Here is a 24,035-nt window from a genome sequence, read left to right on the forward strand (position 1 = left end):
AACGGCATGATGACAGAGCGGGGGCGCGGATGGCCGGTTATATTCTGAAACGACTGATCTCGGCGCTTCCGGTTCTACTGGGGATCACGATCATCGTGTTTCTGATCATGTCGTTGATCCCCGGCGATCCGGCGACCGCGATCCTGGGCTCTTACGCCACACCTGAGAATGTCGAAAAGCTGAACCGGGACCTTGGCTTGGACAAGCCCATGGTACAGCGGTATTTCATCTGGCTCGGCAACATGCTGACCGGGGATTTCGGGCGCTCCTTCTCACTTAACCGGCCCGTGCTCGACGAGGTGGTCGAGCGGTTCAATGCCACGCTGATCCTGGCCGGGACCTCGTTTGTCCTGTGCTCGGTCCTGGGCATTCTCGCCGGTGTCGTCTCGGCCGCCCGTCAATACGGGCTGGCCGACAAGGCAATCACCTTCGTGGTGCTGATCGGCATCTCGGTGCCGTCCTTCTTTCTGGGCATGATGATGATCCTGCTCTTCGCGGTGAACCTGCGCTGGCTGCCGGTCAGCGGCATGTACGCGATCTATGGCGGCGGCGACCTGCCCGACCTGATCAACCACCTGATCATGCCGGCGCTGGCGCTGGCCGCCGTCGCCACCGGTGTGATCGCGCGGTTGTCGCGTTCGGCCATGCTCGAGGTCTTGCGGCAGGATTACATCCGCACCGCCCGCGCCAAGGGCGTTCCCGAACGGCGCGTGATCATGGGCCATGCGCTGCGTGCGGCGATGGTTTCAATCATCCCGGTGCTGGGTATCCAGGCCGGGTTCGTCCTGTCGGGCGCCGTCTATATCGAGATCGTGTTCCAATGGCCCGGTGTGGGTCGCATGCTGGTCGACGCGATCCTCAAACGCGACCTCTTGCTGGTGCAGGGCGGTGTCGTCTTCGTCGCCGCCTGCTATGTGCTGTTCAACATTGCGGTCGACGTGGCGCAGAGCCTGCTGGACCCGAGGATCAAGACATGAGCGCGTTTCTCAAGCTTCTGTTCCGCAACCGGCTGGCGGCCATGGGCGCGGTGGTGCTGGCGGCAATCCTGTTGCTGGTGCTGATCACGCCGATCCTGCCCTTGCAGGACCCGGATGTGACCGCCACCGCCGACCGGTTCAAGCGCCCCTTTACCGACGGCCACCTGCTGGGCACCGACCATCTGGGCCGTGACCTGCTCAGCCGCCTGCTGCACGGCACCCGGCTCAGCCTTGCGGTGGGCATCGCGGCAGCACTCATCGCCGCCACCATCGGATCGGCCATCGGGATCATCGCGGGCTATTTCGGCGGGCGCACCGACAATATCATCATGCGCGGCGTCGATATGTTGATGGCCTTTCCCTATATCCTGCTGGCGCTGGCCATCGTCGCCGCGCTTGGACCCGGGCTGATGAACGCGCTGATCGCGGTGGCGGCCGTCAATGTCCCCTTCTTCGCGCGCAACATCCGGGGCATCACCGTGGGCCTCGCAGGGCGCGAGTTCATCGACGCGGCGCGACTGGCGGGCATGGGACATGCCCGCATCATCCTGACCGAGCTTCTGCCCAATGTCCTGCCGGTCATCATCATCGCCATGTCCACCACGGTGGGCTGGATGATCCTGGAGACCGCCGGGCTCAGCTTTCTCGGGCTGGGTTCGCAACCGCCGCAGGCCGATCTGGGCTCGATGCTGGGCGAGGCACGCTCGGCGATGATCTCGCATCCGCATACCTCGATCGTGCCGGGGGTGATGATCTTTCTCATCGTCATGTCCGTCAACCTGCTGGGCGACGGGGTGCGCGACGCGCTGGACCCGCGGCTGCGGTCAGGCGCGCTCAGCCGCCCACGCGCCACCACGCTGGTGGATCGCAAAGGTGACATCCCCGCCGCCACCGACGACCTGCTGGCCATTCAGAACCTGCAAACCGAGTTCCACGTGGGCAAACGCATCTATCGCGCCGTGGGCGGCGTGTCGCTGGCGGTGAAGCCTGGCGAGTGCCTGGGTGTGATCGGCGAAAGCGGCTCTGGCAAGTCGGTCACGGCTTTGTCCGTCATGGGTCTGGTCGCCTCGCCCCCCGGTGTGATCACCGGTGGCGCGGTGCGGTTTCAGGGCGAGGATCTGATTGGCGCGCCTTATGAAGCCCTGAGGCAAAAGCGCGGCGACCGGGTCGCCTATATCTTTCAGGATCCGCTCTCCACCCTGCATCCGCTCTACCGGATCGGACAGCAGCTGGCCGAGGCGATCCAGTCGCATCACCGGATAACGAAGGCCGATGCCCGCGCCCGCGCCATCCAGCTGCTCAAGGATGTGCGCATCCCCAATGCCGAGGCGCGGGTGGACAACTACCCGCACGAGATGTCGGGCGGTATGCGCCAGCGGGTCGGCATTGCCATGGCACTGGCCAACGAACCGGATGTGATCATCGCCGATGAACCCACCACCGCGCTCGATGTGACCGTGCAGGCGCAGATCCTGTCGCTGCTGGATGATCTGCGCCGCGACCGGGGGCTGGCGATTGTCTTCATCACCCATGATTTCGGTGTTGTCGCGCAGCTCTGCGACCGGGTTGCGGTGATGTATGCGGGCCGCATCGTCGAAGAGGGGCCGACCCGGGCCGTGCTCGACGCGCCTGCCCATCCCTATTCCAAGCGACTGATCGCCTGCGTGCCCGAACTGGGCGGCGGGCGGCGTGAACTGGCGGCCATTCCCGGCCTGCCGCCGGTGGTCGACAACCTGCCGGCCGGCTGTGCCTTTGCCCCGCGCTGCGACAGGGCGCGCGACACCTGCCGCACTGGCGAAATCGCACTAGCGGGTGCTGCATCCCGCGCGGTCCGCTGTCTCTATCCCGAGGAGGCGATCTGATGACCGCGTTGAAGGTGCACAATCTGGCCAAGACCTTCCCGCTGGGAAAGCCCCTGTTCCGCCCCGCCCCGCCCGGTGTACGCGCGGTGCGCCCCATGAGCTTTGAGGTCGCCACCGGCGAAACCCTGGGCGTGGTGGGCGAGTCCGGCTGCGGCAAGTCCACCCTGGCGCGGATGCTGGTTGGGCTGCTGGACCCCACCGAGGGCCGTATCGAGATCGAGGGGCGCGCGCTCGACAATGCGGACCCGGCGGTCTTTGGCAGGCTGATCCAGTACGTGTTTCAGGACCCGCAAAGCTCACTCAACCCGCGCAAGACCATTCGTCAGGTGATGGAAGCGCCTCTCAAGCGGCTGCACCGGATGCCACGCCCCGAGCGCGAGACGCGGATTCGCGAGATCTTTGCCTCGGTCAATCTGCGCGAAGAATTCCTGGACCGCTACCCGCACGAGTTCTCGGGCGGGCAGGCGCAGCGGATCGGCATCGCGCGGGCGCTGGCCGCCAATCCGCGCATCATCATCCTGGACGAGCCGGTCTCGGCGCTGGATGTGTCGGTGCAGGCGCAGGTGCTGAACCTGCTGGCCGAGCTGAAGGCCGAATTCGGGCTGACCTATCTCTTCATCACGCATGACCTGGCCGTGGTCGAGGCGGTCAGCGACCGCATCATTGTGTTGTATTTCGGTGCCGTGGTCGAGATCGGCCGTGCCGAGAGCATCTTTGCAAACCCCCGCCATCCTTATACAAAACTGCTGGCGGACAGCGCGCCGGTGGTGGGCAAGCCTTTGAAGGCGCCGGAGCAGAAAGGATCGGAACTGCCCGATCCGCTCAATCCACCGCCGGGATGCGCCTTTGCCGGACGTTGTCCGCGCGCCACCGAAACCTGCCGCACGACGGTGCCGGAACTGACAGAAATGGGAGAGGATCAACTTGCCGCCTGCCACCACCCCCTCGAAGGCTGAACCCAGGCTCAGCCGCCCCGTGCAGGTCGCCGAGGCGATCAAGGACTGGGTGGTCGAACAGGGGTTGCAGGCCGGAGACCGGCTGCCGGGCGAGGCCGAGTTGATCGAGCGTTTCGGGATGGCCAAGGGCACCATCCGCGAGGCGATGCGCGTGCTCGAGGCACAGGGGCTGATCAAGACCCGCACCGGGCCCGGCGGCGGCAGTTTCGTGCACGAGGTGAGCCGGCAACGCGCCAAGGCGCTGCTGGGCAATTACTTCTATTTCAAGGACTTGACCATCGGCGACATCTATCAGCTGCGCCTGACGCTGGAGCCCGAGCTTGCGGCCTCGCTGGCGGGCAAGCTGTCCGACGAGGTTCTGGAAATGCTGGAACGCAACATCGCCGCCTATTCCGAACCCGCCACCTCGCTGGACGAGGAACGCCGTCAGCATGTCGCCTCGCTGCGCTTTCACGCCATCCTGGCCGAGCAGGCGGCAAACCCGCTGCTGGGCTTCATCATCGATTTCATGGTCAACCTGCTGAGCGACCTCACGGTCTATCGCCGCCTCTACTCACCGCCCAATATCGAGCTTTGGAAGCAGGGCCGCGACCACCAGCGGCAATTGATCGAGGCATTGCGCAACGGCGACGCCACGCAGGCCAGGTCGATCATGTCGGATCACATGCAGACCGCCTGGACCCTGATGCGCCGGCAAGAGGTCGAGATGGAGAACCGGTTCATCTCGGAATAGGGCGTCCGGCGGGCCGGAACGGGTGGCCCGATGTGTCATACCACGCCTTGACCGCCACCGCCGCCAGCGTGATGTCCTCGGCCCCGCCCATGCCGCGATCGTCAAGCCCACCGGCCACCACCGTTACCTCGACCGTTCCAAAGGGGAGCGCCGCCGCCACCGCTTCGACATCCACCAAAGCGGGTTCGGGCACACCGACCGTCACTTCGACCCGCATCCCCGACGGATGACCAAAGGTGTAAAACAGCGTCAGGGAACTGTGCCGGATGGCATCGGAAATGCCGCGCAGCGCCGCCTTGGTATAATCGTGCCCATGCACGTCGGCCCCCATGCCGAGTTCGCAGATCAGCGGTTTCATTGCGCCACCTCGACATCCCAGGACACGGTCACGATGGCATTGGCGATCAGAGTCGTCTGCCCCATCATTTCGACATCCAGCCCGCCCTTGACGGCCTCGGCGCTGACACGGCCCACCGGCGCCTCGGCCTTGACGATTTCCAGATCGACCGTTTCGGGGCGGCCCACCCCGACCCGGATATCGACGATCATCTCGTCCCGCGGCAGATCGAACGCCGCGCCGGCGGTCAGAAAGTTGCGATGCAGGGCATCATGAACCGCGCGGGCGGCGGCCTTGGTGTAATCCTGCCCCTTGAGATCCGTTCCCATACCCATCTGAACGGCGAACTGGGTCTTTGGCATGCTGGTCTTCTCCTGTTGTTCTGTCACGACCTCTTGCTCACAACCGTTGCCCGTCGGCACCGAACAGGTGCAGGCGGCGCATATCCAGACTGACGGTCTGCAAACTGTCCTCGCGCAGCGTTACCTGCCCCGGCACGCGAAGCTTGACGATCTGCCCCCCTGCCCGCGCATTCACGATGGTGTAGCCCCCCAGCGGTTCGACCGAACTGACATGCACCTGAAACGCGGGGTTGCCCTCGGTCTCGCCCAGCCAGATATCCTCGGGGCGCACACCCAGGGTCCCGGTTCCGCCCATCTGCGTCCGGCCGACGATCGTGACATCGCGCGCCAGAACCTCGCTCTGGAAATGCAGCCCGTCCTCGGAGAATGCGCCATGAAAGAAGTTCATCGGCGGCGATCCGATGACCTCGGCCACGGCAAGCGAACCGGGTTCGTCATAGACCTCGTCCGGGGTGCCGATCTGGGCGATCCTGCCGTCGATGATCACCGCCACGCGGTCCGAAATGGCCATCACCTCTTCCTCGTCATGGCTGACATAGACAAAGGTCTGGTTGTTCTCGCGTTGCAGGCGCTTCAACTCGACCCGCATCTCCTCGCGCAGGCGGGCATCGAGCGCGGCGATGGGTTCATCCAGCAGCATCGCCCGGCTCTGCGCGGCAAAGGCACGGCCCAGCGCGATGCGCTGGCGCTCGCCCCCCGACATCTGAGCGGGATTCTTGTGCAGGATATGGCTGACGTGAAGAACCTCGGACACAAGATCGAGCCTTTCCGATATCTCCGCCTCCGAGGCACCGCGCTCTTTCAGCGGAAAGATGATGTTCTCGCGCCCGGTCATATGCGGGAACAGGGCAAGGTTCTGGAACACCATCGAGATGCCACGTGCGGAAACGTCCAGATCCGCCGCGTCGCGACCGGCAAGCTCGACCCGCCCCTCATCCGGCGTCAGCAGGCCCAGCATCAGTTTCAGGATCGAAGTCTTGCCGGTCGATGGCGGCCCGAAGATGCCAAAGAACTCGCCCTGCTCGACCGTCAGGTCGATCGGCCCCAGCGTGAATTCGGGATAGCGCTTGACCGCCTCGATTATCTTGATCGCTTCCATCTTATGCCCCTCCCAGCCTGCGGCCGGTCTCTATGTCAAAGGCCAGGCTTTTGTCCGAGGGCAGGTAAAACGGCACCTCGTCACCGACGCTAAGCCGGTCCAGATCGTCAAAGGCGAGGAACATGGTTTCCTGCACCTGAAGATAGGCCAGCCGCTTGGGCCCGACCCGTTCCAGCACTTCGACCTTGCCATGCATGGGGATGTCGTCGCCGCTGCGTTTCTCGCCGAAATAGATGTCCTGCGGACGCACCCCGAACGAGCCGCCATGCACGCCGGTCGCGCCGGTAAAATCGGCGCGTACCTTTCCCGTCAGCGGAATTTCCGCGCCGCCATGCAGCATCAGCCGCAATTGCCCGCGTTCATCGCGCAGTTCGCCATCGACCAGGTTCATCCGGGGGCTGCCGACGAAATTCGCGACAAAGCGGTTCTGGGGATCGTTGTAGATATCCAGTGGCGCGCCGTATTGCATCAGCCTGCCCTGGTCGATGATGGCGATCTTGTCGGCCAGGCTCATCGCCTCGATCTGGTCATGGGTGACATAGATCATGGTCTGGCCAAACTCGTGCTGAAGCACTTTCAGCTCGGCCCGCATATAGGCGCGAAATCCCGCGTCGAGGTTCGACAAGGGTTCGTCCAGCAGGAAGATCCGCGGCTCGACAATGGCCGAGCGCCCGATCGCCAGTTTCTGCATCTCGTTCACCGAGAGACTGGAGGCGGGTTGATCCAGCCGGTGCGCGATGCTCATCCGGTCGGCCATGGCCCGGACCCGGCGTTCGATCTCGGGTTTGGCGACCTTCTTGACCTCTAGCCCATAGGACAGGTTCCGGTAGACGCTCAGATGGGTGAAGATCGCGTAGTTCTGAAAAACGAAACCAATGTTGCGGTCCTGGATGCGCAGGCCAGACAGGTCCTGCCCGTCGAACAGGATCTGGCCCTGGCTCGGGTCTTCCAGCCCGGCGATCATGTTCATCGTCGTTGTCTTGCCGCAGCCCGACGGCCCCAACAGGGCCACGAACTCCCCCTCTTCGATGTCGATGGAGAGGTCGCGCACTGCGGTGAAATCGCCGAACCGCTTGGTGACGTTCTTTATCTGGATGGATGACATGCGCTTACCCCTGTTTCCTGGCCATGTAGGCAAGACCCTTGGCGGCGATGACGGACAGAACAAACAGGATGGTCAGACCGATCGCGGCCACATAGGACCATTCCAGTTCGCCAAAGGTCTGTTTGTAGAGAAAGACCGAGATGGTTTCGGTCTGCACGCCCGGTCCGCCCTTGGTCATGATGAAGACAAGATCGAAGATCTTGAAACACTCGACCGCGCGCAGCACCAGCGCGATGATGATGACGGTTTTCATCCGCGGCAGGATGATCTTGACGAAGTTCTGCCAATTCGATCCACCCAGGAGCCGCGCCGCAAGAAGCTGGTCGGACGGCACCCCCAGCATGCCCGCAAGCAGGATCAGGAACATCAGCGGCGTCCATTGCCAGATATCGGCAATGATGACCGAGATCATCGCCCGGTTCACATCCGTCAGCCACGAGAACTCGGCCGGAAGACCCAGATGGGCGTTGACCGGCCCGGTGCCCTGGAACAGCAGAAAGAACATCAGCCCCACCACCGCCGGCACGATCATCATCGGAGTCAGCAGGATCGAATAGAACAGCTTGCGCCCCGGAAAACTGTCGATGAACAGATAGGCCAGCGCCATGCCCAGAAAGAACTGGGCCGGGACCGCCACGATCATGATCAACGCGGTGCGCCAGAGCGCGCCCCAGAACCGCGGGTCAGTGATCAGGAACCAATAGTTTTCGCCCCAGTTGAAAATCTCCCAGGCACGGTACCAGGGGATGCCCTCCAGAGGCGTCCACCAGGTGATGCTCAGATAGAGCTGCATGAACAGCGGGAAAACCACGATGAACAAGAGCAGCAGGAAAGTGGGCAGGATGAACCAGAAGCCCATCTTGTTGCCGTCGCGCGCCACGTTTTGCCAGTAGCCGCGCCTTTGGGCGGTGTTGGTTTGATCGGTCATTGTTTCAGTGCTCCGAAGGTCAGGCCACGCACCAGGTGTTTCTGGATCATCAGGCCGAATACGACTGGCGGAATGGCGGCGATGACGCCCAGCGCGGCCTTCATCCCGTACATCTGCCCGCCCATGGCCGAGGTCAGCGTGGCCATGTAGACCGGCAGCGTCACCCATTCCTTCTGCGTCAGGAGAAGCGCCAGCAGGTAATCGGACCAGTTCAGGATGAAGACGAAGAGCGCACAGGTCGCCAGACCCGGTTTCACGATCGGCAGGGTGATGCGGTAGAACACCCGCCAATAGGAACAGCCCGACACGCGCGCGGCATCCTCGATCTCAACCGGTACCTCCTCGAAGAAGGTCTTCATCAGCCAAAAGGCGAAGGGCAACGTGACGATGCCATAGATCAAGGACAGCCCCCACCAGGTGTCGACCGCGCCGATAAAGGCCCACATCACCATGACGGGGATCATGACGGCCAACGGCGGGAACAGCCGCAGTTGCAGCACCGACAGCGGCAGCGATTGCGCCAGTCCGAACCGCACCACCGCATAAGACGACAGCGTCCCGCAGACCACCGCCAGCAGGGTGCCGCAGATCGAGGTCACAAGGCTGGCGATCAGCGGTCCGACGATGGTGCGGTCCAGGCTGACAACCAGGCCTTCGGCCTCGCCATAGAAGATGAATTCGAAATTCTGCCAGGTCGGCTCTTTCGGCAGCCAGGTCAGGCCGGCGACGGTGGTCCATTCCGGATAGGGTTTGAACGCCATCGTGATCATCCACAAGAGCGGATAGAGCACGACCGCACAGGCCAGCAGAACAAGAAGATACTTCAGCGCCAGGGCGCCGGGGGACGGTTTCATTGGACTCTCCCAGAATTTGCGCAGGGTGCCGGGGGCAAGACCTGCCGCCCCCGGCACGCCGGCGGATCACGCCGGATCGACGATGCTGGGCCAGGTCGCGCGGCTGGCCTTGATGGCATCGATGATGCCGTTGCGCTTTTGCCGCTTGATGATGCGTTCCCATTTGGACTGCGCGGCATCGATTGCCTCTCGGGCGGTCTTCTGCCCGGTGATGGCGGCCTGGAGTTCCTCGTCCAGCGCATTGTCCAGCGCGGTCTGCCCGGCAAAGTTGATCGAGGGAACAGACCGGGCGATGGTCGCGGGGATCGTCTCCATCGAATAGGGCTGGTAGCTATGCGCCACGAGCGGCTCCTTGAAGTTCGCCTGCTGGAACGGGTCGAAGTAGCCGCCGGGATTGCCGGCCATCCAGGTATAGGTGCGGGTCGAGCTGAGCCATTGCAGGAACAGATAGACCGCCTCGGGGTGTTTCGACTGCGACGAGATCCAGGCGGTGATGCTATAGTAGAGCACCGAGCGACGGTTGATCTGATCGCCAAACCGACGCCCGACCGGCAGGTGGCTGCCGATCATGCCCGTGGCCTTGGATTTCGGCGTGCCGTCGGGATGGAACCCGTCACCGAACTTCACCAAGTTGGTATAGATCGCCGTATGCGGGATCTGCAGGTTCCACATGGTCGCATAGGCTTCGGCCCAGGTGAAGGTCAGCGCGTCCGGCGGGCTCCATTCAAAGGAACGCACGTGTTCCTCAGCACATTGGATGCCCAGGTCGCTGTTCAAATTGGGGTTCCCGTCCTCGTCGAAGAAGTGGTGGTTCGGGAAATCCATTGAGGCGAAGCGCGCATAGAAGGTGGCCAGGCCCCAGAACGGGCTCATCAGGTTTCCGTTGCCATACATCGGGCCATTGCCGAAATCCTTGCCGGTGAAGAATTTCGAGATCCTGTCGACTTCGTCCCAGGTGTCAGGCGTTTTCAACGCGTGCCCGGTTTCGGATAGGAAGGCCTCCTGTACGCGTGGGTCTTCGTAAAGCCCCTTGAGATAGAACCAGGTCTGATAATCGCCATCGAGCGAGAAGGAATAGTAGTCGCCCGCGTAGGTATACAGGAGCTTCTCGTTCTCAGGCGTCGTCGTGCCGCGTTCGGGATCGCCCCAGTCCGGCTGGTACTTGGCCACGAAGTCGGAGCAGTTCACCGCCCCGCCCGACGACACCAGATCACCGGTCGAATTCCACGGGCCGGTATAGATGTCGAAGGTGCCGCCACCGGTGGTCACATCCTGCATCACCTTCTTGAAGATATCCTCGGCCGGGGCACCGATGATGTCGATCTCGATCCCGGTCTCGCGCTCCCAGACCTCCTTGGCCGAGGGCGCGCCCTCGGGGAACGGGTTGGTGATCTGGCCGATGGCGCCATCGGTCAGCAGCATCGAGATCTTGGTGGGTGCCTTGCCCGCAGCCTGAAGCGCCTTGATCCCCTCGATCGCGCGGCCCTCGGACATGGTGTTGTTGTACTGGAACCGTTCCGCCCCGTCGAAACCGGTCGGCCCGCCGGTCATGCCCGCGGCAAAGCCATTGGCAAGGGACGGCGACGCGATGAACGACCCCAACCCACCCAAACCGGCCGCGGCTGCGGCGGCAGACGTATTTTGCAGGAATGCCCGGCGCGTCGGGTGCGTCAGGCTGTTTGAAATGGTTTTCATTGTTTCCTCCCTGTTCGGCATTCAGATATTGCCAAAGGGAGTTAAGCAACGAGCGTGCCAGTTCCTGAAAAGTCAGAAAACCACGGCACAAGCCATTGTTATTGAGAGATTATCTGCTCGGGAAGATCCTCGACACCGACCATGCCATCATTGCTCAGCGCCAGACAGAGTTCGAACACGCTGATCATTTCGCGGATGTTTCCGGGCCAGTCATACCTCATCAGCGCCTCTTCCGCCGCCCTGGAGAAGCGCATCGGCACCCCATCCGAAACCAGTGCGGCGATCTGGCGGATGATCCAAGACTTGTCCGTCCGGTCCCGCAAGGCCGGAATGCCCAGAACCACGCCGTTCAGCCGATAATAGAGATCCTGGCGGAACTGCCCGGCATCCACCAGGGACTTGAGCTTGCGATGCGAGGCCGAAATGACCCGGATATCCACCGGAACCGGCTTGGTCGCGCCGACGGGCATCACCTCTTTCTCGGCCAGCACCCGAAGCAGACGCGCCTGCAACACAAGCGGCATGTCCCCGATCTCGTCCAGGAACAGCGTGCCGCCATTGGCCTGTTCGATCAGGCCCTTCTTGCCCTTGGCATGGGCGCCGGTAAAGGAATTGGGTGCATAGCCGAACAATTCGCTTTCGATCAGGGCCTCGGGCAAGGCCGCGCAATTGATGGCAATGAAGGGTCCCTTCTTCTTGCGCGAGGCGTGCAGGGCCTTGGCGACGTATTCCTTGCCGACACCGGTCTCGCCCTCAAGGATGATGCTGATTTGCTTGTCGACGATCCTCGCCGCCTTTTCAGCAAGGCTCCGCATGACGCGGTCGCCGCCATGGATCGCGGCCAACGGTTCAGGCAGGGCCGAGCGCAACGGCGCGCGCTCTCGGCGTTGCGGCGCTTGCGCATCGGCAAAGATGACCTGGCCGTCAGACAGTTCCAGCGCCTGTTCGCCCGGCGTCTCGGCCCCGATCAGGCAAGGTATATCGTTGAAATCAAATTCGAAAATTTCCTCAAACGGTTTCCCGATGAAACATTGCGGGTTCGGTTTTTCCTGTCCCTGTATCTGGCCGAACAACTTATGCGCGCCATGGGTCAGGCCCGAAATCGTTCCATCCGGCGCCACCGAAATCGCGCAGCTGGGATCGACCCCCAGGAATTCGGAAGTGCGGTTCAGACGCAGGATCCAGTCCGAGCGGCGCGAACTCATCAGGTTGGCCAGTTCGATGCGGCGCACACAGGACTTGACGACTTCCAAAGTCAGGGCCTGGCTGTATTTCTCGGTGGGCGACATCAGCAAAGACACATCCAGCGCGCCGATCAGCGACCCGTCGGAATGATAGATCGGCGCGGCGGTACAGCTAAGCGGCGTATGCGCCATGTCGAAATGGTCGGTCTGGTGAATGACGATCGCCTCACCCGATGTCAGGCAGGCGCCGACGCCGCAGGTGCCGGCATTCTCTTCGCTCCACTCGGACCCGATATAGAGGCCCGCGCGTTTCAATTCCCGGTCGACCTTTTCGTCGCCGATGAAATCCACCGTCACGCCCTTGGCATTCACCAACAGCAGGACATAGCCCATCGAGTTTACGCGGCGATAGAGGTCCTCCATCCCGAACCGCGCGATCGACATCAGATCCTCGGCTTCCTGCTGGTGCTGGCGCAGGACGTTCTCGGGAAGAATGCGCGCCTCGCCCTTGTGTTCGGGGTCGAGATTATAGTCGTTCAGACAGCGCAGCCAGGATTGCACAACCTCGGGGTCGCGCGAGGTCTGTTTGCCTTCGGCGGCGGAAACGATTTCCTGCACATGGCGCGCAAAAGCGATTGACTGATCCATGACGGCGCCCCTCCCAAAGCGTCGGCTCTGGCACCAGCTTGCGCTGAGGCGCTGCCGGTGACAGGCCCGAAACTATCAATAAATAAAGGGCAAAGCGAGTCTTTTGAGGTCGTAGAACCGATACCGACAGGCCGCCGCCGCAGGGCAGACGGCCCAGTCGGGCGATCACCTCATAGCGCGGCGAGCACGTTGGCCGAACCGCTGACCGTCACCCCGCCAGCGTCGGGTTCGACCGCCATCCAGACCACGTCGCCATCGCGGATCACCGCCGCGTAGCGCTGCGTGCGCAGGCCCAGCCCCAGTTCCGTCAGATCAAGGATCTGGCCCATCGCGCGGGTAAAGCCCAGACCACCATCCGCCACGAACTGCACCGCATCGGGCGGTTGCATCCGGTCTGCCCAGGCCTTGACCACAAAGAAGTCGCTGGTGGCAAGAATGATGATCTCGTCCACCCCGGCCGCGCCAAGGGCCTGCGCGTCGCGCAGATAGCCCGGCACATGATCGTCCGAACAGGTCGGCGTGAATGCCCCCGGAACCCCTACCAGAACAACGGTTTTCCCCGCCGAGCGGGCAGCGAGATCGATCTGTCCGACCTCTCCGCCCGAAAGTTGCTGCACGGGTATCGATGGCAGTCTCGTTGCTGTTTTCATATCATCCTCGGCAAAGGCCAGAATATCGTCAAAGCTGATCAAAGGCGTCCAGGGCCTTTGCCGCATACACGGTGCCCGGCCCCCCCGACATCTCGATGGCAACCGCCAGAACCTCGATCAGCGTGTCGCGTTCGGCCCCGTGGGACTTGGCCTCGTTGACATGGTAAAGGATGCAATCCTCGCATCCCCGCGCCGCGGCGACGGCGACCGCGATCATCTCTTTCATCGCGGTCGAGACCTGGCCCTCGCGCACCGCCGTATCGCTGAGGGTCTTGAAGGCCATCATGGTTTTCTGATCGGCCTTGAACAGACCCATCAGCCGTTTGTTGGCATGTGCCAACTTCTCTTTTTGTGCACTCATTTGGAAGCCTTTCGGGAAGATTGGAGGCCCGCCCGGCATAGAGGAGTCCGGGCGGGCACGGGTGGGTCAGAGATGATCGAAGATCAGCTCGTTGACCCGGGAGGCGTTTTCCATCTGGACCATGTGGCCCGTACCCTCGACAACGGTGACGCGGGCACCCGGGATGGAGTTGGCGTGAGTTTGCGGGATCACCGCGTCCTCTGCGCCCCAGATTACCTGGACCGGACCGCTGAAGCCGGACAGGCCAGCGGCGATCCCGGCGGCTTGCCGGCCGTCGGCAAAGAGGTTGCCCCTGAGCGCCTCGAGAAAGCTTTGCACCCCGTCCAGCCGCTTGTATTTCAGCAGGTCGTCGACCATGGCGCGGCTGACCAGGCTCTGATCGGCAAAGAGGTCCTTCAACACCGGTTTCAGATCGCGACGGCTGGCCGCCCCGACGAACCCGTCGATATAGCCGCTGTTGATCTCATCCCCCAGTCCGGCGGAACAGATCAGGCTGAGCGATGCGACGCGGCCCGGATGGTCGATCGCCACCTGCCCCGAGACCAGCCCGCCCATCGAATGGCCGACCAGGTGCGCCTTGTCGATGTTCAGATGGTCCATCAGTTGCACCACCGCATCGACCATCGTGCCAAGGCCCGGATTGTCCACCGCCTTGACCGACTGTCCATGTCCGGGCAGGTCCAGCGCATGAACCGGCGCCTTTTCGGCCAGCGCGTCGATGTTGAACAGCCAGTTGTCCAGATCGCCGCCAAAACCGTGGATCAGGATGACCGGCACGCCCTCGCCTTCGCGCGTCGTATAGCGGATGCGCCCCACGGCCAGATCGGCGAATTCATGCGCCGGGCCGGTGTCTTCATCCTCTTCCACAACCGGCATCTCGAAAGCGTCGACATAGGCGTCGACCTCGGCGTCACTGACGCTTTCGGGGGCGAGAACCCCCAAGAGCGCGCGCACCGGATAGACCTCGCCCGCCTGACCCACGCGCCGCCGCAGGAGGCCGCCATCGGCGGCCTCCACGACATTTGCGATCTTGTCGGTCTCGACATCCATGATCTCGTCGCCGGGGCTGATCTCGGTGCCTTCCTCGACATGCCAGGCCGCAAGGGTGCCTTCGCGCATGGAAAGGCCCCATTTCGGCATGAGGATCGGCGTAATCAGATCGCTCATCCCCTCAGGCCCCCATGGTCTTGCGCACCGCCGCCGCGATCCGGTCGGGCGACGGGATGTAGAGGTCTTCGAGCGCGGGCGAAAACGGCACCGGCGCATGCGGCGCGGTGACCATTCCGATGGGCGCCTTGAGGGCGCCGAAGGCGTCCTGCGCCACGCTGGCCGAAACATCGGCAGCGATGGAACAGCGCGGGTTGGCCTCGTCCACACAGACCAGGCGGCCGGTATTCTCGACGCTTTCGATCACCGTATCCATGTCGATGGGGCTGAGCGTGCGCAGGTCGATCACCTCGACGTCGATACCTTCCTTCTTCAGCGTTTCGGCAGCAGCCAGCGAGTTGGGCACCATCAGGCCATAGGTCACGATGGTCACGTCGCTGCCTTCGCGGGCGATGCTCGCTTCACCGAAGGGGATGGCATAGGGCTCCTCCGGCACATCGCATTCCGAGGCATAGAGGTTCTTGTGCTCGAGGAAGATCACCGGATCGTTGTCGCGGATCGCCTGGATCAAGAGGCCCTTGGTGTCATAGGCGTTCGAGGGGCAGACCACCTTCAGACCCGGAATATGGGTGAAGATCGGGGTCAGCATCTGGCTGTGCTGGGCCGCCGCGCGGAAGCCCGCGCCGCACATCGCCCGGATCACCACCGGCGTTTCCGCCTTGCCGCCGAACATGTAGCGGAACTTGGCCGCCTGGTTGTAGATCTGGTCGAGGCAAACACCCATGAAGTCGATGAACATCAGTTCCGCCACAGGGCGCAGGCCACAGGTCGCCGCCCCGATGGCCGCGCCGACATAGGCGCTTTCCGAAAGCGGCGTGTCGATCATCTGTTTCGGGTGCTTGTGGTAAAGCCCTTTCGAGACCCCCAGAACCCCGCCCCAGGCATCATCCTCGCCCGCCGCACCAGCGCCGCCGACGATGTCTTCGCCCATCATGATCACCGTGGGGTCGCGGGTCATTTCCTGATCCAGCGCCTCGTTGATCGCGTCTTTCATGCTCAATGTACGTGCCATTTTCTCTCTCCTTTCTCGTGTCAGCGCGTGTCAGTAGGACACGTACACATCGGTGGTCAGGTCTGCGGGGGTGGGCAGCGGGGCGGCCTTGGCCTCGGCCACGGCGTCCTCGATCAGGGTCATGACCTCGGCGTCGATGGCGTCCATCTCGGCATCGGTCAGAACACCGGCCTCGGTCACCTTGGCGCGGAAGATCTTGAGGCAGTCGCGGTTCTTGCGGTTGTCCTCGTTCTCGCCCGGCGCGCGATAGGTCTGGGCGTCGCCCTCGAAATGGCCGAAGAAACGGATCATCTTGCATTCCAGCAGGGTCGGCCCGCCGCCTTCACGGGCGCGCTTGACCACCTCGCCCGCGGCTTCGTAGACGGCAAAGAAGTCGGTGCCGTCGACGGTGATGCCCGGCATGCCGAAACCGGTCGCGCGGTCGACATAGCTGTCGGAGGCAACCGCGTAGTCGACGCTGGTCGATTCCGCGTATCCGTTGTTTTCCACCACGAAGATCGCAGGCAGGTTCCAGATCGCGGCGAGGTTCATCGATTCCAGCACCGTGCCCTGGTTCGAGGCGCCGTCGCCGAAGAAGGTGATACCCACACCGTCATGGCCGAGCTTCTGCGCTGCCAGCGCGGCACCACAGACCAGCGGCGCACCGGCGCCGAGGATGCCGTTGGCCCCCATCATGCCCTTGGACAGGTCGGCGATATGCATCGACCCGCCCTTGCCCGCGCAGGATCCGGTCGCCTTGCCGTAGATTTCGGCCATCATGCCCTTGACGTCCACGCCCTTGGCGATGCAGTGGCCATGGCCCCGGTGGGTCGAGGCGATGCGGTCATGATCCTGCAGATGCATCATGATACCGACGCCTGCGGCCTCTTCGCCCGCGTAAAGGTGGACAAAGCCCGGAATGTCGCCCCGGCCGAAATCGACATGCAGGCGCTCTTCGAATTCGCGGATCGTCTTCATCCGGCGATAGGCTTCAAGAAGCCCGTCTTTTTCCAGTGGGAACGGGTTGCTCATGAGATCCTCCCTTATGGCTGAGCAGTACGCAGCGTCTCGGACGCTGCGCGGGTGAGAAGCCCGTGCCGGGCCGCGTAGGCCATGCAATCGGGCACGTTGACAGTGCGAAAGGCGTCGGTCTGGAGACGGATGCTGACATCGCAGGTCTCGCTGAAGGTCAGTTCGCGTTCACCATCGAGCGCGAAGGACCCCGCCGAAACACCGGGCAGATAGACGGTATCGGGCAGAATGCGTTCGACGCCACCGATGCCGACCTCTTCGATCAGGCCCGGCGCGATGGGCGCTGTCAGCCGGGTCTTGGCCGTCTCCAGCGGCATCAGGCGCACGCGCCTGCCCTCGGGTGTCTGCCGGTCGAGCGGCGCCAACAGCCCGATGATCGACGACATGCCTATCCCGTCGGGCCGACCGAAGGTGACGAAAAGGTCGCGGAAATTCGCTGTTTTCCAGATTGCCCGCGCCCCGATGAAGCGTTCGGACACCACGGCCACATCGACCAGTGCGATCTCGCGCTGGTCGTTGACGCGCACCTCCAGCCGCTTGTTATAGGAATAGGCGTATTCGCAAGGCACCTGCCCGGTGACCGCCAGCCCCACCGCCAGGCCGGTGATCGTCGGTTCGCGCAGCTCGGGGAAGGCGTTGTTGGTGCCAGTGGACACGCCCGCGATGGGCGTGTTGCCACAGCGCGAGACGACGACACGGTTGGTGCCGTCGCCCCCCAGCACGACAATCGCACCGACCCCCTGATCATGCATCTGCCGCGCCGCCTCGGCGCTGTCGTCAGAGGTGCAGGTCACCGGCATATCCAGATAGCTGACACGCGGAAACCTCAGATGCCCCAGCCGCGCTTCACGGTCTATGGTCCGCATCAACTGGGTGCGGATACCGCCGTTCTCGGGCATGATCACGACCTCTTCGACGCCGGTGGCCATAAGCCCGGTCAACATGCGGAGCACGATATTGGCCCGGTCGTTGATCGGCAGGTTGCCCGCATGGCTGACGATCCGCCGGATGTCGCGGGCCGAAACGGGGTTGGCGATGATGCCGACTTTGGTCATGGGGGCGGTCTCCTTTCGCTACTGACAAGCAACGATCGTGCCAAACCGGGCAAACAGGCTTTGACTAAGCGAAGCGACCGGGCCAAGCTGCCCCGATCCCTTGCATCCGGAACGGAATGGCGCACGCGATGCGGCAACTGCAACACCAGACACAGACCCAGAAACTCGCCTTGACCCAGGCGATGCGCGGTTCGCTGGCCCTGCTGGCAATGGATGCCGAAGAGGTTCTGGACACCATCCGGCGCGAGCAGAGCCGCAACGGTTTTCTGCGGGCCTCTCTGCCGGCCCTGTCGGCGGGTGGCGCCGGCACGATGCGCCCCGATATCGCCCAGCGTGACAGCGCAACCGACGATCTGCTGCGGCAGGTGTCGCTTGTTCGCCTGTCGCCCCGGCAGACCCTTTTGGCGCAGGAACTGGTGCACAGCCTCGACGATCGCGGGTTCCTGCCCGACAGCCCCGCCGAGACCGCCGGATACCTGCGGTGCAGCCTGGCCGAACTGGACGCGCTGGTGCCGGTCCTTCAGGCGGCGGTCGAGCCCGCCGGTGTCTTTGCCTGGTCGCTTGCCGACAGCTTTCGGCTGCAACTGCTGGCCCGAAACCGGTTCGACCCGCTGATCGAGCGGCTGCTCGACCGGCTGGACCTGATCGCGCGCCAGGATATCGACGCCATCTGCAGCGCCTGCGAGGTCGATCGCGAGGACGCCATCGACATGCTTGACGACATTCGCGCCCTGAATCCGGCGCCGCTGGCCCGGCAACCCGATACCCTGCCCTCGCCGGGCGAGGCCGAGCTGATTTTTACCTGCGATAGCGACGGCCAGTGCACGGCGAGGCTGAACGAGGCGGCCTTGCCGCAGCTTCTGACCGATGACGCCCTGTTTTCAGCGACCATGGCGGTAGAGACCGATGCAGGCGCGCAAAGCTATTACCGCGACTGCTATCGCGGCGCGGCCAACATGGTGCAGGCGATGCAGAAACGGGCCAATACCCTGCTTGCAGCCGGGCAAAGCATCGCCGCGCGCCAGCCCAAGTTCATCCGGACCGGACGGACGCGCGACAGGCTACCGCTGACCATGGCCCAGCTTGCCGAAGAGGTTGGCGTCAACAAGAGCACGATCAGCCGGGCATTGGCCAATTGCGGTATCCGGACCGATCTGGGCGTGTTTCCCGCGGCGCATTTCCTCGCGCGCCCGGTCAGTGAGGACGCCCCCGACCGTACCCGCGAACAGGTTCTGCAACGGCTTCAGCTTCTGATCCGGTCCGAGGACCACCGCGCGCCGCTGTCAGACGAGGAACTGGCCCGGCAGTTGAGCCGGGCGCGACTGGTGGTTTCGCGGCGGACCGTTACCAAATACCGGAAAATGCTTGATATCCCCGGCGCTTATGAACGCAGGCGGCTCGGCCCGCCCTAAGCAGGACTGGCCGCGCGTCCCGGGTTCAGGCACATTCGGCCAACCCATGCGTCCCCTGCCCGGCCCATTGTGCCAAAGCGCCGCGCTCGGGTGGCAACCGGGTGGCAAGACCCCCGGCGAAATCCTCGAAGGCGGGCCGGTTCAGATCGTTCAGCCCGACAAGAACCGGGATGTCCAGCGCCAGCGCCTCGGCGATCACCGCGCGAAAGCCGCGCCCCTCGGCCTCGTGCTTGCCGAACTTGTTGACGATCACAAGGTCGGTCGCGGGGGTCAACCGGGCCGTCACCCACCCCACGGCCGTCTCGAGTGCCTCGGGATCGAGGCGGCAGCCGCGTGCCGACGGGCCCAGGTTCTGGCTGATCCGCAGCACCGGGCCATCCGGCAGGACCTTCACATCCATGTCGCAGGGCCCCGCGTCGGGCCGGTCGGTGTTGATCTGCACGGTGCCGGCCAGCCGCAGCCCCCGGCCGATCAGATCACTGGCCAGCCGGTCGAGGATCAGGTCGGTATCGCCGCGTCCCGGCGCCATCGTATAGGCGAGTTTCATGTCTGGAACCTCAGATATCACTAAAGGGAAGGAATTCGACCAGCGCCCCGGCGGGCAGCCGGTCACAGTCGGCGGGCAGGAAGATCAGGCCATCGCAGGCCGGCAGGCCACCGACGCGCCCCGAATGGGTGGCGCTCTGGAACCCGGCGACCTCGCGCCCCCCGGCATCGAACCCGGCCAGGGTGGCAGGCCGCAGCTCGCACCGGCCCGGTTTGCGGCGGATAGGGTCGGCGGTGACCACATGGCGCCGCGTGTCGTGCGCGGCACTCTCCCCGGTCAGGCGACGGATCAGCGCGGCGCCAAACATCTGCCATGTCACCAGCGCCGACAGCGGATTGCCCGGCAGGCCCAGCCACTTACAAGGGCCAAGGCTGCCGAAAGAGACCGGCTTGCCAGGTTTGATCGCCACCCCGCTGAAATGCAGTTCGGCGCCCAGCGCGTCGAGCGCGGGTTTCACGTGGTCCTCTTCGCCGACCGAGATACCCCCGGTGGTCACGATCAGATCGACCTCGGCCGCCATCGCCGCTAGACGATGCGCCAGCGCCGCGCGCTGGTCGGGCGCCCGCTCGAGATGGACAAGCGCGACGCCCGCGCGGCCCAATGCCGCGCCGAGCATCGGTGTATTCACGTCCCAGATCGCCGCTGCGTCGCGCGCCGCGCCGGCGTCTCTGACCTCGTCGCCGGTTACCAGCAGCGCCACGCGCAGGGCGCGGCGCAGCGTGACCTGACCGGCCCCGGCAGCGGCGCAGGCCGCGATCTCGCGCGGGCCCAGCCTGGTTCCGGCCGGGACGACGATCTGGCCCGGCACCATGTCGTCACCGGCGCGGCGGATGTTGAGACCGGCGTCGGGGCGCCTCTGAAAGGTGACGGTGTCGCCGCTCAGAAACGCGTCTTCCTGACGGATCACCGCATCGGCCCCATCCGGGACCGGCGCCCCGGTAAAGATCCGCGCGGCCCCCGCCCCCCGGACCAGGGCCGGGGCAGCCCCCGCCGGGATCCGGGCGATCACCGGAAAGCTCCAGGGTCCCTGCCCCGTAAAGGCCCGCGTCTGTACCGCGTAGCCGTCCATCGCCGAATTGTCGAAAGGCGGGGTCTGCACGGAGGCGACGACCGGTTCCGCCAGCACCCGGCCAGCGGCCCGCATCAGCGGCACCGTTTCCGTATCCGCGACCGGGGCCGCGTGTTCAGCAATCCGTTCCAGCGCCGCGTCAATGCTGATCAGAGACGCCAGATGCCCGGGCGCGTCACAACCGCAGCCCGGTGTTTCGATCTTTCCCAAAACGGTCATTCTGCGACCTGCCTTTCGAAATGGCCCGGTCCGATCGAGCAATCGAGATTGCGCAACCGCCCGTCCTTGAGCCCATAGATCAGCCCGTGCACGCGGATACTCTCCCTGCGCCCCCAGGCTCTTTGCATGATCGGTGTTTCGGAAACCCGCCGGACACCTTCGATGACGTTCAATTCGGCCAGCTTGTCCCGGCGCGCGTCGATATCGTCGCAGCGCGCCAGATCGACCGCATAGGCCCGGGCCAGCCGCCGGATCGGTTCCAGCCAGTGTTCGGCCAGCCCCTGCGCCATGTCCTCGGTCGCGGCCTTGACGCCGCCACAGCCATAGTGACCGCACACGATGATCTCGCGCACCTTCAGGGCCTCGACCGCGAATTCCAGCGCCGACAGCAGGTTCATGTCGCTGGAATGGACCACATTCGCGACATTGCGGTGCACGAACACCTCTCCGGGATCGAGCCCCGCGACCACATTGGCGGGAACGCGGCTGTCCGAACAGCCGATCCAGAAGAATTCCGGGGCCTGCTGCGCGGCCAGCCGGGCGAAATAGCCGGGATCCTCGGCATCTCGCGCCTGTGCCCACAGGCTGTTGCGGTCGATGAGGTCAGTCAGCATCGGTTTTGTCCTTCAAACGGTCGAGGCCGCGTCGCTGCATCATCCGCAACCTGAGAGTCTCGATATCGCGGGCGGTGAGGCGCAGCCGGGCAAAGGGCAGGATGATCGCGTTTTCCAGGATCAGGTGCCGGCGGGCATGGGCGGCATAGCTGGCAAACCTGTCGCGCATCTCCTCGGGTAAGGCACATGCGCCCGCACTCAGCCCCTCGAGGTCCGCGATCACGCGGGGGGTGTCGTCATCGGCGTGGCGGTGGTCCGAGGTGAGGCGCCGGATCGCGGTTTCGATCTCATCCTCGGGCAGACAGCGGCGGCGCAGCAGTGGAAACAGGTCCTCTTCCTCGTCCGCAAGATGTAGCGGCAGCTCGTCGCGCAGAAACTCCAGAATGGTCTCTGCCGTGCCCCTATCCGGGGCCTCGGCCCCGGCGAGTGCGTCGAGCTGCGCGCAGATCTCCCTTTCGCGCAAGTGCTCCTCGTGGATGAAATCCAGCGGGTCTTCGAGAAGCGCCGGATTGATCGGAGCGAGACAGTCGCCTCTCTTCAACTCGCGCGTAGGGGTCTTCATGGGCCCGCCCTCCCGGCGGCTAGACCGATCGGAGGTCCGCCCCGGAGATCTCGGCGGACGCGACCAGTCGGTTGACGAAAGCGCGGGCCTCGCAGGCCCAGGACGCCTTCTCCATGGCGTCCGAAATCTTCTGGCGCACCGCCTCGAAGGGCAGCACGGCCCCCTCGGCCACTGCGTCCATCCGGACGATGTGCCAGCCGTGGCGGGTCAGCACCGGGGCACTGGTGATCTCGCCTTCGGCCAGTTTGCGCAGCACCGCCTCGAACTCCGGCACCGTGTCACCCGGACCCAATTGTCCCAGCGCGCCGCCCGAGCTTCTGGAGCCGCATTCGCTGTGCTCAGCGGCCAGTTTGGCAAAGCCGCGCGGGTTGCCCGACACGCGTTCGGTCAACGCGACCGCCCGTGCCTGCGCCTGCTCGCGCGCCGCCTTGTCCCGCGGGTCGCAGGCACACAGGATATGCGACACCTCCCACAGCGGCGGGGCGCGAAAGCGCGACGGATCACGCGCCCATTCGGCGCGCAGATCGTCCTCGGAAGGCGGCGCCACTTGGACAGCGGTGTCGAGAAGGCCCCGGATCAGGGCCTCCTCGTCGGTTTCGAAACGCCCCGGCCCCACTTCGTCAGGCTCGGCCCGCAGGCCATGGCGCCGCGCCTCCTGCAACAGCAGGGTGCGCATCGCGACCGCGTTCGCCGCCTTGCGCCAGGCGATGCCGGGCTTGCCCTTAGGGGCGTCGTGGTTCTGGGTCTCGGCGGCGACGGCTGCGTGTGGCACGGTCTCGCCGTTGACGACCAGATCGGGGAACAATGCGTGACCCATCTGCCTACTCCGCCGGACGGCGCACCGAGGCACCGGCGGCTCCGGGGGCGACGACCCGGCGCGCGGGGGCTGCCGGTCCGTTGCGTTCCGGCAGCGGCGCATCGCGACGCGACCGGACGATCTGATAGCCCGGACGTTTCAGCAGATAGCGGAACGGTGCGGCAAAGCCCGAAACGATATGCACGAGGCGGGTGAAGGGGAACACCATGATGATCAGCAGCCCCAGGAACAGGTGCAGCTTGAACACCAGCGCCACGCCCGCGATATAGCCCGCCGCGCCGCTGTCAAAGGTGAATATCCCCTGCGCCCAGGACATGAACTTGACCATCTCGTGACCGTCCAGATGCCCGAGCGAGACAAAGATGGTGCCAAGCCCCAGCACCAGCTGCGCCAGCAGCATGGCCAGGATCGCGATGTCCCAGTTGCTCGACGTCTGGCGGATGCGCGGGTCGGTCCAGCGGCGGTGGAACAGCATCCCGCCACCGGCCAGCGCCATCACGCCCGCGATGCCACCGGCGACCACGGCCAGCGTCTGTTTGGCCCCGTGACTTATGCCCATCAGGTCGAACACCCAGATCGGGGTCAGCAGGCCGACCAGGTGACCGAAGAAGATCACCAGCACGCCAACGTGAAACAGGACCGAGCCGATTACCAGCTGCTTGCGGCGCAAGAGCTGCGAGGACGAGGATTTCCAGGTGAAGGGATCGCGCTCGTAACGGGCGATGGTGCCCATGATCCCGACGCCCAGGGCGATGTAGGGAAAAATCCCGAAGAGGAAGTTGTGCATCTGTCATGCCTC

The 24,035-nt window shown here is 64.3% G+C and carries 25 protein-coding genes; 5 read left to right on the forward strand and 20 right to left on the reverse strand.

Translation table 11 applies throughout. From position 1 onward, the window contains the following. The first annotated feature begins 29 nt into the window (after positions 1 to 29). Genes AC2FLM_RS01415 through AC2FLM_RS01430 form a run of 4 tightly spaced genes read left to right on the forward strand, consistent with a single transcriptional unit; the run spans position 30 to position 4,528 of the window. Positions 30 to 977 (forward strand): ABC transporter permease, encoded by a 948-nt coding sequence (locus AC2FLM_RS01415; RefSeq protein ID WP_234145517.1) that lies wholly within the window; start codon positions 30 to 32, stop codon positions 975 to 977. Beyond that, positions 974 to 2,839 (forward strand): dipeptide/oligopeptide/nickel ABC transporter permease/ATP-binding protein, encoded by a 1,866-nt coding sequence (locus AC2FLM_RS01420; protein ID WP_496854993.1) that lies wholly within the window; start codon positions 974 to 976, stop codon positions 2,837 to 2,839. Before AC2FLM_RS01415 ends, AC2FLM_RS01420 begins: the two co-directional genes overlap by 4 nt. Beyond that, the gene (locus AC2FLM_RS01425) at positions 2,836 to 3,795 is read left to right on the forward strand and encodes an ABC transporter ATP-binding protein (protein ID WP_234184737.1); all 960 of its coding nucleotides are present in this window, start codon (positions 2,836 to 2,838) and stop codon (positions 3,793 to 3,795) included. Before AC2FLM_RS01420 ends, AC2FLM_RS01425 begins: the two co-directional genes overlap by 4 nt. After that, positions 3,764 to 4,528 (forward strand): FCD domain-containing protein, encoded by a 765-nt coding sequence (locus tag AC2FLM_RS01430; protein WP_235790055.1) that lies wholly within the window; start codon positions 3,764 to 3,766, stop codon positions 4,526 to 4,528. Before AC2FLM_RS01425 ends, AC2FLM_RS01430 begins: the two co-directional genes overlap by 32 nt. Here the strand turns inward: AC2FLM_RS01430 and AC2FLM_RS01435 are convergent. The 14 genes from AC2FLM_RS01435 to AC2FLM_RS01500 form a co-directional block, all read right to left on the reverse strand. Continuing rightward, positions 4,515 to 4,886, reverse strand: coding sequence for a Lin0512 family protein (locus AC2FLM_RS01435; protein WP_234170995.1), 372 nt, complete (start codon positions 4,884 to 4,886; stop codon positions 4,515 to 4,517). The genes AC2FLM_RS01430 and AC2FLM_RS01435 overlap by 14 nt on opposite strands. After that, positions 4,883 to 5,227 carry a Lin0512 family protein gene (locus tag AC2FLM_RS01440; protein WP_496854996.1) on the reverse strand — a complete coding sequence of 115 codons (345 nt, stop codon included), beginning with the start codon at positions 5,225 to 5,227 and terminating at the stop codon, positions 4,883 to 4,885. Before AC2FLM_RS01440 ends, AC2FLM_RS01435 begins: the two co-directional genes overlap by 4 nt. Before the next feature lie 37 nt (positions 5,228 to 5,264). After that, entirely contained in the window at positions 5,265 to 6,326 is a 1,062-nt protein-coding gene (locus tag AC2FLM_RS01445) for an ABC transporter ATP-binding protein (protein WP_234145513.1), read from the reverse strand. 1 nt (position 6,327) lies between these two features. Next, positions 6,328 to 7,431, reverse strand: a complete 1,104-nt coding sequence (locus AC2FLM_RS01450; RefSeq protein ID WP_496854998.1) for an ABC transporter ATP-binding protein — start codon at positions 7,429 to 7,431, stop codon at positions 6,328 to 6,330. 4 nt (positions 7,432 to 7,435) lie between these two features. Next, entirely contained in the window at positions 7,436 to 8,359 is a 924-nt protein-coding gene (locus AC2FLM_RS01455; RefSeq protein ID WP_496855000.1) for a carbohydrate ABC transporter permease, read from the reverse strand. Then, positions 8,356 to 9,213 (reverse strand): carbohydrate ABC transporter permease, encoded by an 858-nt coding sequence (locus AC2FLM_RS01460; RefSeq protein WP_234145510.1) that lies wholly within the window; start codon positions 9,211 to 9,213, stop codon positions 8,356 to 8,358. Before AC2FLM_RS01460 ends, AC2FLM_RS01455 begins: the two co-directional genes overlap by 4 nt. Before the next feature lie 66 nt (positions 9,214 to 9,279). After that, positions 9,280 to 10,908: an ABC transporter substrate-binding protein gene (locus AC2FLM_RS01465; protein ID WP_496855003.1), complete on the reverse strand. Its 1,629-nt coding sequence runs from the start codon at positions 10,906 to 10,908 to the stop codon at positions 9,280 to 9,282. Positions 10,909 to 11,006: 98 nt separating this feature from the next. Further along, a complete protein-coding gene (locus AC2FLM_RS01470) occupies positions 11,007 to 12,740 on the reverse strand; it encodes a sigma-54-dependent Fis family transcriptional regulator (protein ID WP_496855005.1) in 1,734 nt (577 codons plus the stop codon). 170 nt (positions 12,741 to 12,910) lie between these two features. Continuing rightward, positions 12,911 to 13,456 (reverse strand): peroxiredoxin family protein, encoded by a 546-nt coding sequence (locus tag AC2FLM_RS01475; protein ID WP_234145507.1) that lies wholly within the window; start codon positions 13,454 to 13,456, stop codon positions 12,911 to 12,913. Next, positions 13,419 to 13,730 carry a carboxymuconolactone decarboxylase family protein gene (locus AC2FLM_RS01480; RefSeq protein WP_496855007.1) on the reverse strand — a complete coding sequence of 104 codons (312 nt, stop codon included), beginning with the start codon at positions 13,728 to 13,730 and terminating at the stop codon, positions 13,419 to 13,421. The genes AC2FLM_RS01475 and AC2FLM_RS01480 overlap by 38 nt, the downstream gene beginning before the upstream one ends. A gap of 87 nt (positions 13,731 to 13,817) precedes the next feature. Continuing rightward, a complete protein-coding gene (locus tag AC2FLM_RS01485) occupies positions 13,818 to 14,918 on the reverse strand; it encodes an acetoin dehydrogenase dihydrolipoyllysine-residue acetyltransferase subunit (RefSeq protein WP_496855009.1) in 1,101 nt (366 codons plus the stop codon). Positions 14,919 to 14,922: 4 nt separating this feature from the next. Then, positions 14,923 to 15,930: an alpha-ketoacid dehydrogenase subunit beta gene (locus AC2FLM_RS01490; RefSeq protein WP_496855011.1), complete on the reverse strand. Its 1,008-nt coding sequence runs from the start codon at positions 15,928 to 15,930 to the stop codon at positions 14,923 to 14,925. A 30-nt stretch (positions 15,931 to 15,960) separates the two neighbouring features. Continuing rightward, positions 15,961 to 16,941 (reverse strand): thiamine pyrophosphate-dependent dehydrogenase E1 component subunit alpha, encoded by a 981-nt coding sequence (locus tag AC2FLM_RS01495; RefSeq protein ID WP_496855013.1) that lies wholly within the window; start codon positions 16,939 to 16,941, stop codon positions 15,961 to 15,963. A gap of 11 nt (positions 16,942 to 16,952) precedes the next feature. Then, on the reverse strand, positions 16,953 to 17,996 hold the full coding sequence (locus tag AC2FLM_RS01500; protein ID WP_496855015.1) for an ATP-NAD kinase family protein: 1,044 nt from the start codon (positions 17,994 to 17,996) through the stop codon (positions 16,953 to 16,955). Positions 17,997 to 18,124: 128 nt separating this feature from the next. Here AC2FLM_RS01500 and AC2FLM_RS01505 point away from each other — a divergent pair, with 128 nt between their 5' ends. Continuing rightward, positions 18,125 to 19,408: an RNA polymerase factor sigma-54 gene (locus tag AC2FLM_RS01505; RefSeq protein ID WP_496855017.1), complete on the forward strand. Its 1,284-nt coding sequence runs from the start codon at positions 18,125 to 18,127 to the stop codon at positions 19,406 to 19,408. Positions 19,409 to 19,433: 25 nt separating this feature from the next. Here AC2FLM_RS01505 and AC2FLM_RS01510 read toward each other — a convergent pair whose 3' ends face one another. The 6 genes from AC2FLM_RS01510 to narI are packed head-to-tail and all read right to left on the reverse strand — an operon-like array spanning position 19,434 to position 24,023. Continuing rightward, positions 19,434 to 19,955: a DUF2478 domain-containing protein gene (locus tag AC2FLM_RS01510; RefSeq protein WP_496855019.1), complete on the reverse strand. Its 522-nt coding sequence runs from the start codon at positions 19,953 to 19,955 to the stop codon at positions 19,434 to 19,436. A gap of 10 nt (positions 19,956 to 19,965) precedes the next feature. Beyond that, on the reverse strand, positions 19,966 to 21,243 hold the full coding sequence (locus AC2FLM_RS01515; protein ID WP_496855021.1) for a molybdopterin molybdotransferase MoeA: 1,278 nt from the start codon (positions 21,241 to 21,243) through the stop codon (positions 19,966 to 19,968). Beyond that, positions 21,240 to 21,857 (reverse strand): carbonic anhydrase, encoded by a 618-nt coding sequence (locus tag AC2FLM_RS01520; protein ID WP_234145498.1) that lies wholly within the window; start codon positions 21,855 to 21,857, stop codon positions 21,240 to 21,242. The genes AC2FLM_RS01515 and AC2FLM_RS01520 overlap by 4 nt, the downstream gene beginning before the upstream one ends. Further along, positions 21,847 to 22,419, reverse strand: coding sequence for a hemerythrin domain-containing protein (locus AC2FLM_RS01525; protein ID WP_496855023.1), 573 nt, complete (start codon positions 22,417 to 22,419; stop codon positions 21,847 to 21,849). Before AC2FLM_RS01525 ends, AC2FLM_RS01520 begins: the two co-directional genes overlap by 11 nt. Before the next feature lie 19 nt (positions 22,420 to 22,438). Further along, on the reverse strand, positions 22,439 to 23,236 hold the full coding sequence (locus AC2FLM_RS01530) for a peptidylprolyl isomerase (protein ID WP_496855025.1): 798 nt from the start codon (positions 23,234 to 23,236) through the stop codon (positions 22,439 to 22,441). Positions 23,237 to 23,240: 4 nt separating this feature from the next. Continuing rightward, on the reverse strand, positions 23,241 to 24,023 hold the full coding sequence (gene narI, locus AC2FLM_RS01535) for a respiratory nitrate reductase subunit gamma (RefSeq protein ID WP_234145495.1): 783 nt from the start codon (positions 24,021 to 24,023) through the stop codon (positions 23,241 to 23,243). Between the last annotated feature and the right edge of the window lie 12 nt (positions 24,024 to 24,035).

The organism is Ruegeria sp. SAZD011 (genome assembly GCF_059612545.1).